The organism is Niallia sp. FSL R7-0271, from assembly GCF_038005785.1.
GTDB lineage: Bacteria > Bacillota > Bacilli > Bacillales > Cytobacillaceae > Niallia.
Genome location: NZ_JBBOTZ010000001.1, coordinates 2,173,183 through 2,189,449 on the forward strand (window position 1 = coordinate 2,173,183; position 16,267 = coordinate 2,189,449).

At 36.9% G+C, this 16,267-nt stretch carries 16 protein-coding genes and 1 riboswitch; of the genes, 5 read left to right on the plus strand and 11 right to left on the minus strand.

The genetic code is table 11. From position 1 onward, the window contains the following. Positions 1 to 87: 87 nt before the first annotated feature. A riboswitch (TPP riboswitch) is annotated at positions 88 to 197 on the minus strand. 48 nt (positions 198 to 245) lie between these two features. The 5 genes from MKX82_RS11110 to MKX82_RS11130 form a co-directional block, all read right to left on the minus strand. Further along, complete coding sequence (locus MKX82_RS11110; protein ID WP_341077156.1) at positions 246 to 1,034, minus strand: TIGR03943 family putative permease subunit; 789 nt, start codon at positions 1,032 to 1,034, stop codon at positions 246 to 248. 40 nt (positions 1,035 to 1,074) lie between these two features. Beyond that, entirely contained in the window at positions 1,075 to 2,079 is a 1,005-nt protein-coding gene (locus MKX82_RS11115) for a permease (RefSeq protein ID WP_341077159.1), read from the minus strand. Between the two features lie 131 nt (positions 2,080 to 2,210). Beyond that, a complete protein-coding gene (locus MKX82_RS11120; RefSeq protein WP_233313646.1) occupies positions 2,211 to 3,131 on the minus strand; it encodes a CobW family GTP-binding protein in 921 nt (306 codons plus the stop codon). Positions 3,132 to 3,261: 130 nt separating this feature from the next. Then, a complete protein-coding gene (locus MKX82_RS11125; protein WP_233313645.1) occupies positions 3,262 to 3,441 on the minus strand; it encodes an H-type small acid-soluble spore protein in 180 nt (59 codons plus the stop codon). Between the two features lie 135 nt (positions 3,442 to 3,576). Continuing rightward, entirely contained in the window at positions 3,577 to 4,233 is a 657-nt protein-coding gene (locus MKX82_RS11130) for a hypothetical protein (RefSeq protein WP_251645617.1), read from the minus strand. Between the two features lie 209 nt (positions 4,234 to 4,442). Here MKX82_RS11130 and MKX82_RS11135 point away from each other — a divergent pair, with 209 nt between their 5' ends. Both MKX82_RS11135 and MKX82_RS11140 read left to right on the plus strand, forming a co-directional pair. Next, the gene (locus MKX82_RS11135) at positions 4,443 to 5,315 is read left to right on the plus strand and encodes a hypothetical protein (RefSeq protein ID WP_341077164.1); all 873 of its coding nucleotides are present in this window, start codon (positions 4,443 to 4,445) and stop codon (positions 5,313 to 5,315) included. A 127-nt stretch (positions 5,316 to 5,442) separates the two neighbouring features. Beyond that, on the plus strand, positions 5,443 to 5,676 hold the full coding sequence (locus MKX82_RS11140) for a DUF378 domain-containing protein (RefSeq protein WP_233313642.1): 234 nt from the start codon (positions 5,443 to 5,445) through the stop codon (positions 5,674 to 5,676). Positions 5,677 to 5,709: 33 nt separating this feature from the next. Here MKX82_RS11140 and MKX82_RS11145 read toward each other — a convergent pair whose 3' ends face one another. The 3 genes from MKX82_RS11145 to MKX82_RS11155 all read right to left on the minus strand — a co-directional run bounded on the left by MKX82_RS11145 (position 5,710) and on the right by MKX82_RS11155 (position 9,344). Continuing rightward, positions 5,710 to 7,005: a globin-coupled sensor protein gene (locus MKX82_RS11145; protein WP_341077166.1), complete on the minus strand. Its 1,296-nt coding sequence runs from the start codon at positions 7,003 to 7,005 to the stop codon at positions 5,710 to 5,712. 171 nt (positions 7,006 to 7,176) lie between these two features. Further along, positions 7,177 to 8,499, minus strand: a complete 1,323-nt coding sequence (locus MKX82_RS11150) for a diguanylate cyclase domain-containing protein (protein WP_341077168.1) — start codon at positions 8,497 to 8,499, stop codon at positions 7,177 to 7,179. Positions 8,500 to 8,666: 167 nt separating this feature from the next. Next, positions 8,667 to 9,344, minus strand: coding sequence for a polysaccharide deacetylase family protein (locus MKX82_RS11155; protein WP_445738843.1), 678 nt, complete (start codon positions 9,342 to 9,344; stop codon positions 8,667 to 8,669). Positions 9,345 to 9,557: 213 nt separating this feature from the next. Between MKX82_RS11155 and MKX82_RS11160 the strand changes: the two genes are divergently transcribed. From MKX82_RS11160 to MKX82_RS11170, 3 genes are all read left to right on the plus strand, one after another. Beyond that, entirely contained in the window at positions 9,558 to 10,319 is a 762-nt protein-coding gene (locus MKX82_RS11160; protein ID WP_341079509.1) for a YqcI/YcgG family protein, read from the plus strand. A gap of 305 nt (positions 10,320 to 10,624) precedes the next feature. Further along, positions 10,625 to 11,809 carry an MFS transporter gene (locus MKX82_RS11165; RefSeq protein ID WP_341077170.1) on the plus strand — a complete coding sequence of 395 codons (1,185 nt, stop codon included), beginning with the start codon at positions 10,625 to 10,627 and terminating at the stop codon, positions 11,807 to 11,809. Positions 11,810 to 11,898: 89 nt separating this feature from the next. After that, on the plus strand, positions 11,899 to 12,141 hold the full coding sequence (locus tag MKX82_RS11170; protein ID WP_341077173.1) for a hypothetical protein: 243 nt from the start codon (positions 11,899 to 11,901) through the stop codon (positions 12,139 to 12,141). 166 nt (positions 12,142 to 12,307) lie between these two features. Here MKX82_RS11170 and MKX82_RS11175 read toward each other — a convergent pair whose 3' ends face one another. The 3 genes from MKX82_RS11175 to MKX82_RS11185 all read right to left on the minus strand — a co-directional run bounded on the left by MKX82_RS11175 (position 12,308) and on the right by MKX82_RS11185 (position 16,100). Continuing rightward, a complete protein-coding gene (locus MKX82_RS11175) occupies positions 12,308 to 12,850 on the minus strand; it encodes a DUF1697 domain-containing protein (protein ID WP_341077175.1) in 543 nt (180 codons plus the stop codon). Positions 12,851 to 13,131: 281 nt separating this feature from the next. Beyond that, positions 13,132 to 14,415: an SLC13 family permease gene (locus MKX82_RS11180; protein ID WP_341077176.1), complete on the minus strand. Its 1,284-nt coding sequence runs from the start codon at positions 14,413 to 14,415 to the stop codon at positions 13,132 to 13,134. 518 nt (positions 14,416 to 14,933) lie between these two features. Further along, positions 14,934 to 16,100, minus strand: coding sequence for a sialidase family protein (locus MKX82_RS11185; protein ID WP_341077179.1), 1,167 nt, complete (start codon positions 16,098 to 16,100; stop codon positions 14,934 to 14,936). Positions 16,101 to 16,267: the final 167 nt, after the last annotated feature.

Here is a 16,267-nt window from a genome sequence, read left to right on the forward strand (position 1 = left end):
AAAGTAACTCGGAAAATGTCGTTAGACCTTCGGGAGTTCACAAAAACATAAGCTTAAAAACGAAAAAACACTTTGCCTAAACAAAGTGTCTATTATTATGTACACTCCCTGCGCTGGCATTATCCAACAGGTTCATACGGTCGATGACAGTTAGTCATCCTCTCAGCCTGATTCCACAAGCTCCCGATAAATATTTTATTACTATTATCTTATAAGAACAGTGAAAATTTTGCAAGATTATCAAACTAGAAGAGATATAAATACTCATCCTTTGGCGCCTCAGCAGCTTTGATGCTGTCCACTTTAATGGTCGGCATAGCACCGCCGTCGATTTCTTGTTTTACAACCGTTCCTTTTATTTCATACCAGCCATTTGTTTCTGCGGATTTAAGATTGCCATTAAGCATATAGCCATACACTGACAAATCGACAATACAATGTGTCATGACATATCTTGCAATCACTGCCTCATTTTCTGAAAATCCATCTTCTCTGTAAATAAAGCCTTTCATCACAATCTGTGTTCCTTCCACATCATCCAGCTGATTATTTAGCACATCCATTACTTGGAAATAATTCTCATCATCGACCTCAATATACTTCTTGTCATTTAGAACAGCTGCAAGCTCTATCGCTGAATCCGTTCCTTCTGCAAGCTTCGTTGTATTTCCTTCATGAGCTGTAAGCTTGGCCAAGGCATCATCATGCAAGGAATAGTCGCTTAACGAAAAAAACAGTACAAGAGGACTTAAGAAAAAGAGATACGATAAAGTGAGCTTCCACGGCGGAACATTTTCATCACATACATCACAGTCACAATCTGCTCCTTTTAAGTTACTGTTTAACAGGCGAAAAAAGCCGAGCAAAAACAATAGGACCATCGAAATAAGCAAAAAGGGAAGCATCTTAGGTGCAACAAAGGCAGTAAGCATATTTTTCACATACAGCTTAAATATAATGAGACTAAACCCGATCATAATAATTCCTTGCATTTCATTTGAAAGCTGCCACATCGGACTCCAACGTAATCTCATTTTTCATTCCTCCTTTATGACAGTATTTGGACAATGCAACTCACATAAAATGACCTGCGATTATGGACAATGCAAAAACAATAACGGAAACGACAAAAATAAAGACTGCCACAAATTTAAATTTAAAGGATGCAAGCATAACAAGCGTGTTTTTAAAATCAAGGATTGGTCCAAATACAAGGAAGCCAAGAATCGCCTCTGGTTGGAATGTCTTCGTAAAGGAGACCGCCACAAACGCATCTGCTTCCGAGCATAATGACAGAATATAAGCTAAAGCCATCATAACAGCTGTTCCTTTAAAAACATTTTCCCCAGCCAGTCCATATAAAGTCTCTTGCAAGTATACTTGGGCTATGGCAGCAAACAACGCACCAATAATAAAATATTTAGCGACCGCAAAAAACTCAAAGCATGTGTGATGAAGAATTCCCTTCCATCTAGAATCTCCTTTATTCACATTTACAGGTACATTGCCGACTAAATCTTCCTTATGCATTTTTAAAACATTCTTTTTGGAGAAATAGGCATGCATGATAAAACCGACAATAACAGCGGCAACAATACAAACAATAAACCTGCCATAGACAATCGGCATATTTAAACGGAAAGCATAAAAGGTGCTTCCAAATACGATAAAGTTTAAAATCGGCGCACACATCAGTAAAACGACACCTACATGGACCGGGACGCCTTTTTGAATAAGTCTCCGGACTACAGGAATGATGGCACATTCACAAACAGGAGTAATACATGCTGCAAGTACACCTACAAAAATTGCAGCAATTGGATTTTTAGGAATAATTTTGGCTATCATCGCTTCTGAAACATAAATATTGATAACCGAGGAAGCAATAGCACCAAGCAGGAGAAAAGGCAGGGCTTCTAGGAAAATCGCCAGAAAAACGATAAATATCGACTGAACATCATCCGTTAGCAATTGTTGGACAACTGGTAGAGTTGAGACATCTCCGAAGAAAAATAAATACATCAGGAACAGGAATAAGGCAAAGACAATAAAATCTTTTATACTAGTAGGAATGGACATATCTATCTCCTTTAAAAAATTGATATACCTGCTTGTCTATCTTTCTATCATCTACTCTATGCTTATCCTTCTTCTATTATGTCTTTCCTTCCAAAAAGAAATGTCTGCAAGGAACCCTTGCAGACATTTCTTTATATATGAATTTCTTCTTTTTGCAAATCATTGCCTATCAGCACAATTTCTCCTGCAGCTGCAGGCCGCCTTTTGCCTAGATTTTCCCATTCCATTAAACCTGAAGCATATTGGAAATGATACCATTGATTATCTTCCTTGTTTTGCACAATTCCTTTTGCTCTGTAAAGACGCTCTTTATTCTGCTCTAATAATTCCGCAATTTCTTTTTTGGATGCCTGCTGTTTATACGTCAGTTTGACTGCCTTTATATGATGATGATGGTGATGTCCTCCCAAATCCTCTGCAGGAAGCGGAATGGCTGTATCGCTTCCATCTAAATAGAGAGTAACGCCATCTCCGTATGCTGTATGGATAATTGGTGCATGCTTATTGTATTTCCTGATAATTTTTTCTGCTTTTTCAACTGCTGTTTTTTCATTAACCTGATCCATTTTATTTAAAACTATTAAACTTCCTCTTTCAATCTGTTCCTTCTGCAGCTGTCTTACTTCCTTGGAACTCGAGAAGATGCTTGTATACTCTGCGACATGCATGCTGTCTACAACACAGATGCTTTCCTTTAACTTGAAATCGGCAGCAAACCGCTCCTCTTTAAAGGTGTCGATTATCTCTGACGGATTGGCCACGCCAGTCCCCTCAAGGAGAACGACCTCGATTTGCTGATCACGTGCCATTACGGCAACCTCATCTAAAGTCGTGCGCAAATCATCCTTAACAGAGCAGCATACACAGCCATTTAGCAGTTCAAACAGCGACTCACTTTCAAACAAATGCTTTTCTAAATTGGCATTTCCTAATTCATTAAGGATGATTGCATATTTTTTATTTATATTCTTGAAATGCTGCATACACTTTAAAAGAGTGCTCGTCTTCCCGCTGCCTAAAAAGCCATTAATTAAATAGACATCTGTTTTCATAAATTCCTCCTATAAGCACAAATCTTTTTCAAAATGTATGCAGCAGCAATCATTTTTAGTACTGGAGTTTTTTTACACAAAAAAAGCCCGACAATGGGCTTTCCTCTAGAAATTGTGTATACTAAAGCCTTTACATTTCTTTTAAGCTTTCAATATCTACTTCTGTTCTTTCTTCTATGCCGCCCACTAAGTGTACAATGGCCGTCTGATCTTCCTCTTTAATCTCATCAATCCAGATGGATACTCCGTTATATTGGACTTCGATTTCTGCAGGAGAAGATAAGATCTGTTTCGCTCTATTGATGTCCACTTTTTCCACCTACTTTCTTCATCAGAGATTGCCTGCTTAGCTAATTTTATGAACAAATGGTCCATTTGGTTCCAAAAATGGTCATATGCTCCTTTAACATTATGTGATTATTCGTTTTTTTCTATTCAATAAATTTCAATCACTAATTTCTTTATAAACGGTGCCATCGGTATCTGTAATCAGAATTTCAGATTCTATTTTATCTATGCCAATCACAATAAAAGGATTCTTTTCAAGCGAATTATTATAATTGGTGCGAATTTTTATTTCTGTTCGTCCATTACTGTTTTCCACATCCAATAATTCTATCGTGTTTCCTCTCATTTGCTCACCAAGTGTTAAAAATATCCCTTTGCTTCCTTCAAGGATATTAAACATCTTATAACCTCTTATAGATGGATTTCCCTCGATATTATGCAAATGTGTAAGCAGACCTTGACTCTCCACATTCCCTTTGTCGACAACCCAGTAGTTCACTTTATCAAAATAAGTGTACGCCGAAAATACGACTGCGTATAACAGTACAATTAAACAAAGAGTTTTTTTCCAAAAGGAACTCTTTCCTACAATAAAAAAAATAATCGCCATGGAAATGACCCCTATGCTCACTATTCCAAACGGCATTCCTTCAAATCCACCTATAAGAAGGATAGAAACAAGTAACAAGATAATCCCTCCACATAAAACGGACAAACTTCTTTTGACGTTAGGGATTCCTTTTCCATACACATATGTAACCAAATAAATGATAATGCCAATAATAAAACCGATTAGTAATAAAGTTGATAACACATTTTCCCCTCCTAGTATAATAACGAACAGATATTTACATATTACACTTCCACTACGCTAAAATCCATAATTTGGACAAAATGTAATAATTAAGTTTACGCTACTGCGGAGAAAACATTTAGCATAACTTGGAATAAAACATATACTTTTTTCCTAGTTTTTATGATAAAATCTTTTTGGAAAAGAGAGAAAAACTAGGGGGAAGAATATTGAAGAAACTTTTCAAAAAGATTTCATTTCTTATTGTATTAGCATTAGCAGCAAATCTTTTATTCCAGACTGACTTTACAAAAACAGCAAGTGCTGCCTCATCTTACACTTATTACATAAAGTCAACTGCAAATCTATACAGCAGTACAAAAAGCAACGCAAAAAAGCTGAAGTCTATCCCAGTTAACACGAAGCTGACTACAACCAGCGCGAAAAAAGACAAAATGTATAAAGTGAAATTCGACGGCAAAACAGGTTATGTGTATGCATCCAAGCTTTCAACAAAACTTACAAGTGTGACGCTTTACACAAAAGATAACGCCAATTTATATGACAACACATCTAAAAAACAGAAAAAGCTAATATCCATTCCTGTAAACGCTAAACTTGTCACACAATCGGTGATTGGCAGTAAAATGTATAAGGTAACGTATGAAGGAAAAACTGGTTATATTTATTCTTCTAAGCTTGCAGCAAAAAAAGTTAGCAAGGTGCCTTTCGGAAAAACTGTACGTGTTGGCAATTTTACAGTGAAGATAGACAAGCCGATTAACGAATATGGGGAGAGCTATCTATTCGATGGAAATAACAGTTATATCGCATTGCCTGTAACTATTACTAATTATGGAGCAAGGGATTATATTGGCTGGCTTTATGAAGGTTATGTCAACAACAAATACTATGATGTATTTGATAATTGGTACTTTGCAGTTGATTATGAAGATGAAGAACTAGAAGGTTCCGAGATGCTTTCAAAAGGAAAAAGCTTAAGTGGTTATATCACTTTAAAAATGGCTAAAGGTAAAAATTTAGAGTTTATATATGCAGACAATTATTACGAAAATTTTATTACCTTCTATGGTAAAAACTAATTTAATCCCCCCTTCCTTTATGAGGGGGTCTTTTTGGATACATTTACCTTTTCACAATATGTTTCACTTTCCTCCATACAGTGTAAATACAAACTAAGAACGAAATACACTAAAAGGAGGAATAGTCATGACAGCATTACAGAAAACAGCATTAGTTCTAACTATTATCGGAGCAATTAACTGGGGATTAATAGGATTCTTCCAATGGGATCTTGTAGCAGCTATTTTCGGCGGACAAGATGCAGCATTATCAAGAATTGTTTATGGACTTGTCGGAATCGCTGGTCTGATTAATATCGGTATGCTTTTCATGTCACCAAAGGAAAAGACATCTGATCAACATGTAAGAACAAACCACTAAAAAATGAGGCTGGCGCTGCCAGCCTTTTTTTGTTTATTCCATCTCTTTAGCAATCCATGTTAATTTGTCTGCAGATACAGCCACCTCTTTAAAATCGCTGCCCATTTCATTGATGAGCTGTATGAAAGAAGCAAGTTTTTCATCTATCCTGTTGTTTTGCCCTTTTGTTTCACACATTGCTTCTAAAATATGCTGGAAGTGCTCAGCTGTTTCCTGCATACTTTTATTCCCTTTTGAGATTTCTTCCATGATTTTATCTAAAGAGCTTGTCAGTTTTTCTGTTTGTCCATTTGTATTTTGAATCAAGGTGGCCACATTGGCGACAGATTTCTTCGTATCATCAGAAAGTTTTCTCACTTCTCCAGCAACGACAGAAAAACCTAATCCATGTTCTCCGGCCTTTGCTGCTTCAATAGCTGCATTTAAAGACAAGAGATTGGTTTGTTCCGCAATTCCTTTCACAATATTAATAATTTCAGCCATTTGATTGGTGATAGACAGCAAGACATGCACATCTCCTGTAATTTCATTGACTTTATGGTGAATATTTACCATTGTGGCTGCTTGCATGTTAATTTGCTGTTTGCCTTGTAATGCTCGCTCCTCTGCCAAATTGGATAAGTCTGCACCTTTTTTTGCGAATATAATCATGTCGTTAGACTGACCAACAAGGTGCTGAAACGATTGATTTGTTTCCTCAGAGATAGCAGCAAGATTTTCTGAAGCCTCTGCTACACTTTGGCGAATAAGCAGCTTTTCCTGTTCCCCTTCCGCTTTAATTCGGTCTGATTCTGCATCATAAGCCTCAAGAACTAATTGCTGTTCCAAGTTTAAAATTTTTGACACAGCCCTAATTAACGGCATATGCTCCTCTTTATTTGGGAAATTATCTTCAATCAACCCAAGCAAGGACAGCAGCAAATCTTGAAATGCACACATATACCATTTCGTCTGCAGTCCAATTTTGACATGAACATGAGCAATTCGTATCCGCTTCTCCAAAAACTCACGATTGATTTCACCGGCAAACATTTCACCTATATGTGTTCGCAGTGTTTTTTTTAAGCGCTCTATAGAGCTGTTATCTTGAATGATTCCAAGCAAAGACGGCTCATTTTCTAAATTTTTATAAAATCTGTCTACAATTCCCTCGATATTATTCAGCACATAGATATGCATCCTTTTAAGCTGGATTAAATCCTCTGCTGTTAAACCTATCATCTGAACTTGTTTGTATACCTCACTGTTTCTAGCAACCTTTAACTCCACATCCCCTAATGTGAATTGTTCAGCTGTTTCTCTTTTCGCTCTTTTTTTCGTTAAAAACAAAGATCCCACCCCTACTTTTTTCCTATATTACACTTAGAATACCATATGATTTCCAGAAGATAAATATCCGGTTATTAACAAATAATAGGTACAAATGTTCATTTTGTTCCTGTTTAAAATTCAAATCTACAAAAATAAACCAGCTTCAAAAAAAGGAAGCTGGTTATATTTTCATACTAAAGCGGATTCTGAATAAAACTGGTATTGACCTCTGCCGTTTTTCTTTGCTTCATATAGTGCTGTATCGGCCATATTCAACAGTGTTTCAATCGTTGACCCGTCATTAGGGTAAAGAGCAACACCCATGGAGGACGATGTTTTTAATACATGGTTCTCATCAATTGCACAAGGCTCTTTTAAGCTTTCACATAATCTAGAAATGATTTTTTCTGCCTCTTCTTTACTATTCAGCCCTTCAATAGTAATAACAAATTCATCTCCGCCTACTCTAGCAATACTGTCTGTTAACCGCAAATTTTTCTCTATTCTTCTGACATACAGAGCAAGCAGCTTGTCTCCAATTTCATGACCGTATGTGTCATTAATTTGCTTAAAGAAATCAAGGTCAAGAAAGGCAAGGGCAAGCATTTTATTCGTTTGCTCGGACTCTGAAATAAGCCTTGGCAAGTTTTTCATTAAAGAGCGCCTGTTCGGAATTTTGGTGAGGTAGTCCTGATAAGCCATTTCCTCGAGCCTGTGTTCATACTCTTTTCGTTCCGAAATTTCTCTGGAAGCTAAAATGATATAATCAAGTTCCCCGTCGTCTCCTCTTACACAAGAGCCATTTGCTTCAAACCATCTGTATTGACCGGCGGCATCTATTAGTCTAAATTCAAATTTATAATCAACATGTCTCTTTTCCACTACACGATCAAGCCGTTCTTGCATTTGTTTTGCATCAAGTTTGTGGAGAAATGTAAATAAGCTTTCTCCCTTTAAAGGACAGCTGTCAAAGCCGAGAATTCTCTTAAAGGAAGGAGAAACATACTGAATGGAGCCTGCACTATCAACAAGCAAAATAATATCCTTCATCTTTTCCGTAATAACCCGAAATTTCCGTTCACTTGCATGCAGTAATTGCTCTGATTTCTTCCGGTCTGTAATATTGCGAGATACGATAATTAGGTGACTGCGCTGTCCTTCACCATCAAAAACAGGGGTTTTAATGACTTCCCACGTATTTTCCACACCATTTTGATCAACTAATGATTTTTCCATTTTAAGAGAGCTGCCTTTCTCCCAAGCCAATTCATCTGTTGCGTGATTACGAATAAATTTATCTCCCATGTCTGGTATAAGCTCGGCAAGCTCTAAATCTGTTTTGCCTTGATAACAGACACCAGCTAGCCGGTATGATTCAATGACCTTCTTATTTGTGAGAATCCATTTGCCGGCACCATCCTTTACGACAATAAATTCCTCTATTAAATCAATTAACAATCGAAGCTGGGGCTCTTGCAGTTTTAAAAAAGACAGATGCTGTGTGAAGTCCATAAAAATTTCCCTTTCTGTATCTCTACTAAATAGTTCTTTAGTACTAAACATTATATATTTGTCTATTATATGAGCGGAAAAACTGGATAGCAATCTTTATTTCCTTTGTAAATTAATCCAATTTAATACTGCTAGTGTATCCTGTTTCTTCATATATTTATTATCGTCTAACTGCCTGCTTCTTGAAGCTCATTTACTGTTACGAATATATATCCATCCTTTGATAATGCATCAAGTATCCCTTCTGTTGTATTCCATTCCTCTCCAGTCTTGTCATACATCGGATGTAGAAGAATAATCGATCCTGGTGTGATATTTTCCTTCACATATTGTATCTTGTCTTTTGCTGACTGATAAAACTTGTCAGGCTCTAAATTCCAGGTGATCGTTTCCCTGTTATTTTTTTTAAGAAATATAGGTAACCCAATTAGTTTTTTTCCGTATGGAGGGCGAAAATCAATCTCCCCTTCAAAGCCTGTATCTCGAATTAAGCTATCTGTGCTTTCTATTTCTTCCTTTATATAGGAAGGCAACTTAAAAACCATCCTCTTGTGAGAGTATGTATGATTTCCAATTTGATGGCCTGCATCTGCAATCGCTTCTCCTAATTCCATGTTCTGTTCTAGTTCACTTCCTATTAAAAAAAAAGTCGCCTTCGCATCATATTCCTCCAATAGCGGCAGAAGTGCTTCGACATTGTTTGTCGGTCCGTCATCAAATGTCAATGCCACTAGCTTTTCCTCCGTATCGATGTGATTTACGATACTCCCAACCAATTGAACAGTGCGTGAATTCATCAGTTTGTAGGCTCCATACACAACTAACAGAACTATTAGTACTAGAATTAAAACAAACGCAAGCTGATTTTTCCGCAATTCAATCACTCCTAATCGCCTAAATGACAAGCAATACTATACATTACCTATTCTTGACCAGCTCTGATAAATCCTCCAACCGAAAGGTCAAATTTATACACGAAATGTACAGACCTAAGTGGACATATTTCCCTTTTGTTCCCAGTTGAATAGAGTATTAGTACCAATTGTGAGGTGATAATGATTAACATTCTATATAATAAAGACTCCTTGCCGATAAACAGCTTAACTAAATGTCAAGAGAAGGCATTAGAAGCTTTTGAAGCGAAGATGACGGATGTGGATAAACCCTTCCCTTGCATACCTGCGGTTATTGGATTTAGAAAAAATCAATTGCGATACGGATTTATCGGCGATCCACGGGTAGAGAGCAGCAGTGTGGAGCTCGGAGAACTGCTGCTCTCTTATACAGAACAGTCCAGGTCATTCGGAAATTATACCTCTCTGATCATTTTCTTCGAAACACCTGATGAGTTAAAAACCGATTGCGGTGTAGAACAATATGAGGAGCTTTTTTGGCAGCAATTAAGCACGCTTGCTGCACTCGATAAAATGGAATGGCCAGAACATATTCCTAAAGACCCGCATCATTCGTTATGGGAGTTTTGCTTTCATGGCGAGCAGTACTTCATGTATTGCGCCACACCTGCCCACAAAAATCGGCAAAGCAGATATTTTCCAACTATGATGTTTGCGATTACGCCAAGGTGGGTCTTGAGGGAATTCACTAAAAAACCAACTTTCGCTGAGCGGGTGAAAACAAAAATTCGGCAAAGACTTAAAAACTATGATAAAATCGGCATCCACCCTTCCTTAAACACATATGGAGAGACGGATAATCTAGAATGGAAGCAATACTTTCTCCGCGATAATGAAACAGCCCCCATGAAATGTCCCTACCATCGAATTTTAAAAGCATTACGGATAGAAGAAAAAGATAAGTAAAATTTATAACAGGTCTCTTCCTCTATGGAAAGTGACCTATTTCTGGTTAGCTGGATAGATTATTCCTACCTAAAGCCCTGTCCATTTTGCACTGAACTCTCTAACTAATTTTCAAAGCGAAATTATTGAACATTCATTTTCTTTTGTATACTCTGATATATATATAGATAGTCTCTACATAGAAGGTATAAATACGAAAGGTGAAGTTGTCTTACTCTTTAAAACTTAACATTAACCACTGCGGTGCAAACTTTGTATTTCAATCTACTGACTAGACAGATAATTCGGAAAGGAGATTTTCATCCATGCAAACTATACAAAGGAACCAAGCATCGCTTATTTTATGGATTGTGGTGTTTTTTTGGTTCGCTCAATATGTATATATCCCTTATCAAACTACCTATCTACTGCTAGCCCATATTTCGAGTAATGTAGTAGGTGCTATTATCGGTGCATATGGAATTTCACAACTTGCCCTACGATTGCCAGTAGGTATTCTTGCTGATCTTAGCAGTAATCATAAGCTTTTTATTATTTTGGGAACATTTTTTGCTGGTACTGCTTCCTTTTTTCGAATTTTGTTACCAGATGAAATGGGCTTTTTAATTGCAAATATATTATCAGGGACAGCAAGTGCAACTTGGATTTCCTTTATGGTATTGTATATGAGCTTTTTTAATAAAGAAGCTCAGACTCGCGCAACGAGCAAGATCATTATGGCTAATAACACTGGGATATTACTAGCATTTGTCACTAGCACCTTCTTGTATGATACTGTCGGCATGATGGTGATTTGCGCCTTTAGCTTAGGAGCTGGCCTTATCGCATGTCTGCTTGCCTTTTTCCTTCGTACAACAAAACCGACCAATCAACCTAAAGTTTCTGTAATGGAGTTATTACAGGTATTAAAAGATAAGAACCTTTTACTTTATTCCTGTTTAGCATTAGTACAGCAAGGTGTGCAAATGGCTACAACCATGTCCTTTACAAATCAAGTTATCCAGGAATTGGGCGCCAAAAATATGGAAATTGGTTTTTCCTCTATCATCTATATGATTTCTGCTGTTTTTTTTGCTAAGCTTGCTTCAACGAAATTCCTTGAGCTGCTCACAAAAAAACAGTGGATCTATTCCAGTTTTTTATTACTTGGCATTTACTGTTTGTTAGTGCCGCAATCTAGTTCCGTTTTAATGGTTTGTTTTTTACAATTAATCCCTGGCATGGGTACGGGTATCTTATTTTCGCTGTTAACTTCTGAGGCGCTCCAATCTATTCCTCAGCAAAAACGCTCAACTGCAATGGGCTTCTTCCAGGCTGTCTATGCCGTTGGGATGACAACTTTCCCAATTATCAGCGGCAGTGTTTATGAGCATGTCTCTATGAAAGCAGCGTTTATATTTCTAGCTGGTACTTGTTTTATTGCCTTTATCATCTCCTTGGTTTTCTCTCGTAAGAAAGCTAGAAAATCACATAAGAGAAATGTGTCTTAGAAGGATAAAAGCTGTTGTTATTATGTATGAATACGTTAAGGTTTAGATAGCATAATCAAATAAGAAAGATTTAAAAAAGGAGGAAAAGGATGAATTTATATGATTATTTAGCAAGCATATTTGGCGAGAAATGGGATAAAAACCGACTAGTGGATTATGTTGGTCAAGGACAGCATGAAGAAGTTAAAGATGTCTTAGACAAAGTTAAAACCTTAGAAGAATGGGATCAATTTGCAGCACATGTTGCCACTGACAGAGGAATAAATATCACTGAAATGGAGTCTTATGATGTTGCTATTATTTTTATAGAGGAATTGCTGCAAGAAGATTAACTAAGTATAATCTATGAAAAATCTCTGCATAACTACTTAAACAGCAATGAATAGGCAGGAAAGAAGCGGTTCATCTTTTTTTGAACCGTTTCTTTGTTCGTATCCAAGATATGTCTTTTCCAACATAAAAATCTTGAATAATCAATGTAACTTGATCATCTGCTAACTAACTGTTTTGTTGCAATAGTTCATATATCTTCCGAGCGGTGTTGACATTTCTAACAGTAACCTGTTTATATAACTTTGAACCAACGATTTTTACCATTCCGCTTTTACTTATATTTTTCTTTTCTGCGGACCATAAAATGGCACCGGGAACATATACCACTCTGTCAATATCTGGTTTGATAACTAGGTTTTTTAGTACAGATTCATCATCGATTTCATCCCATAAAAACAATACATCACTTTTCATGTCTTTGTCATTTCTCCAAGCGTCTGGAATAGAATGAATGATTGCTTTGAAGTCATCAAAGCTGCATATTAATACATTAATTTTCAATCCGAAATCAGAGTGAATCGCTTCCTCCAAAATGCGTGATAAATCCGTTTTTGAAGTGCTTATCGATGAAAAAATGATATTTCCTGTATTGATATATGTGACCACATCATTCATCCCTGCTTGTTCAAAAGTCTGTTTAAGCAGCTTCATGTCCATTTTATTTTTTCCACCAACATTTATCCCGCGAAGAAGAGCGATATATATCATAGTCATCTTCCTTTCGAATATTTACTTATTAACTTATTATATCTAAATGACTATACCGGTTAAACTTCTCTTTTGTTGTAAAAGCGAAAGTTTCTTTTGTAGAAGAAAGCCGAAATGCTCCTTTTCTATATAATAAAAAATGTCTAATCCCATATGCATCCTAGGTTTAGACATTTTCACAAATATGTTGAATCCGCTTTCAAACAATGGCGCTCTTTAACATTCACAATTTAAATATAATTCTATCGCTTCTTTTCTTCTCAATTCCAACTTATGCCATATCAGTTTACAGGGAACATAAGAATAGCACCGACACATAGTGCAAAGATACGAATTAGATACATAGGTACTGTAAATAACCAGAACTGTGGAAGCTTATATTTACCCATTCCTAAGATCATCGCAGGCATACCATCGACTGGCATATATCCGCCGTTCCATCCAGATACTACAACTGCAATTGCGGCCGCAGCAGGATTAAGTCCCAAACTAATGCTCGTTGCAATAGCGATAGGTGCAAAGATGTATACAGCACCCATATTTGAACCAGTAAAAGTAGCACAAGTACTAGTTAGAAGTGCGAAAATAAAGATAAGAAGGAATGGATGAATATCTGTACCCAATGAATTCGCCACAAAGTCACCAATCATTGCTGTAAATCCAGAGTTAGCCAAAGCGTCAGCAACGCCGATAACGCCAGCCATCATAAGAATTACAGGTGCACCCATATTATCGCGGACTTCCTTGAAGTCAAGCACGTTAATTATTAGTAAAAATGCTCCTGCAAGGCCAGGAATTACATAGGCGGCATTGCCCAACACATTCATAAGCATCATACCAATTACACTTAGGATAAATGCTGCGATGGTACTGTATTCTTTCCATGAAGGCATCGATACAATTTCTGTCGTAACCGCGACTTCACTATATCCAGAATCTTCTGTAATCGGATGATCTGGTAAAAGGCGATAAGCAATCAAACTCCATGCTAAGAAACCAATAGCCAAAATAAAATTCACTACAGCAAATTTTGACATAGAAATCCCGCCAGTATAACCTGCTGTTTCCAGTACGCTTACCGTAACACCATATAAGAGAGCTACATTGAAAGGGAGTAAAGGATGGTTAGTAGCAAATCCTAAAGGCATCATCAGTTTGGACGTAGGCATTTTTTTATTATAAGGGATTGTAGCTATCAACGATAGAATTAGTACATAGTAACCAGTAGAACCGGTACCTGCTAAACTAGCCCCAAGCATAACTACTACTAGTAAAAAAGCATAGCTTTTATAACCGCCCTTATTCACTAATTTGAGCATAGAAGATTGAACCTTACTAATCAAGCTAGTCTTCATTAGTCCTGCCATAACAACCATAAAACCAGCAACCATGATAACGCTTGGATTTACGAAGCCGGCGAAAGCCTCCTGAACAGTAGACAAACCGGTGACTACTAGCAGAAGGGAGGCCAGGATTGGTGGTGCGCCGAAGGCAAATTTATCTGACATGATCATGACAATCATCAGAATCAAAATTCCAAGGGCAAGAATCATTTCCATTGTCATTTTTTGTTTCTCCTCTCTTAAATAATGACAGTATGCTTATATTTCAAACTATCAAGGTCTCTAAGTCTGCCTTAAACAGCTGCTTATTTCTGCACACCAAATTCTGCTCGGTGATGCGAACATATTTCTCAAGGTTAAGATAGCTAGGCAGATGAAATGCACCATCAGATGTTTGCATCAAGTAATGCCATTCATACTGGGGTTATTCTCTGTCTTATCAGCATAAAGAGCTTAAACGTCAACCTCAAATAGTCTGATTAGAGCAGTCTTGACCAAGTACCTTTTCCTATATTGGAAAAACAATAGCATGTAGAAACCTGCTAAGATGTTTAACAATCTTAGTCGGCGTTAAAGTCTTAAGCTCCTGTCAGGGAGTTACAGCGGTATTGATACTAACCTATTATGTTTACGCTTACAAACAAACGGAAAAAACATTCTCCTTTTATATCAGTCCCCTACTCTGTTCACTTATTAGGTAAGGGACTAATTTAAGCCTGTATAGAAAGGAAACTACCAATCTAACTTATTTCTCCCGATGTAGGATTGTAAACTCCTTCATTTTCCCGTTTTTCACCATAGATATCTTGAATTGAAAAACTGTTATATTTGACACATATTCTATTTTTATAAGCGTAGACTAAATGTAAAATCCCTTTTGCATCTTGATAAATCGTAGGATATTCAAATTGTGAATTATTCGTTTTATTCTCTGCTCCGATGAAACCTTCTGCATGTTCAATAATTCGACCGATAGGCCAAGTATTTCCGCCATCTTCAGACACAGACACGACTACTGGGTTTCTTAATCCAGGCCATGCTACTTTGCCTTTTTCAGGGTTTTGAGCTGAGTTTGCATTATAGGCAATTGCGATGGCATTGTTATCAAGTTTGATTGCACTTATACTTGAATTATTATTTGGTAAGATGGTTGGCTCAGGCACTGTCCAAGAATCTCCATAATCTGTTGATTCACTTCTATAAATATAATCAGCAAATCTACTTCTCATAAATGCCACTAAATGGCCATCTGCTAATTCTATAACATTAGCATGTACTCGTCCGTTACTGTCAGGCATGCGTACTTCTTTCCATGTTAATCCTTCATCATCTGACACTTGAAATACTGTAGGATCGTTTGTAAGTCCTAATTCTGAATCCTCACAAACCCATGTGCTGAATATCCATCTACCATTACTTAATACTTGAATAGCTTGTCGAGCAAATGTCCCTTGCTGGCTGAACAATACTTCTGGTTTTGTCCAATTTTCACCATTGTCGTATGTTTTCTGATATTTAATAATGGATGTAAACTGCATATTATCTTTATCTGGTTGGCGACCTTCCTGAGATGTATAGATTAACCATACTGATGAATCAGGTGCTTGGAAGAATGATGGGTTTTGCTCACTGCGAGTATCATCTTGCGAAATAATTTTCGGTTCCTTCCACTCTAGCGTATCATGATTAAATTTCGATAATACTATGGAAATATCAGGACTGCCTTCAAACGAACCTGCAAACCATGCACATAATAAATCTCCATCGTCTAGCTTAATAATAGTTGGTGCATGTGCTGTTGAAAAAGGCCCTGATGGAATGAGAGAAAAATCAATATTTGTATAAGCATCATGATATAATTTACCGTTTGGAATGGACTCATTTATTACTAATTTATTATTACCCATACTAATCACCTTATCTTTTTAATTAAATTTCTATTTTAATATCCGCTCTTCTAGGATAAACAGTATTTGCTATGCAGGTACCCTTTAAAAGTTCTCTACCAGACTATTATCCACCATAAGTAAGGGGTTACATATTTACATACACTGTTCTATTGAATTTTGTATCG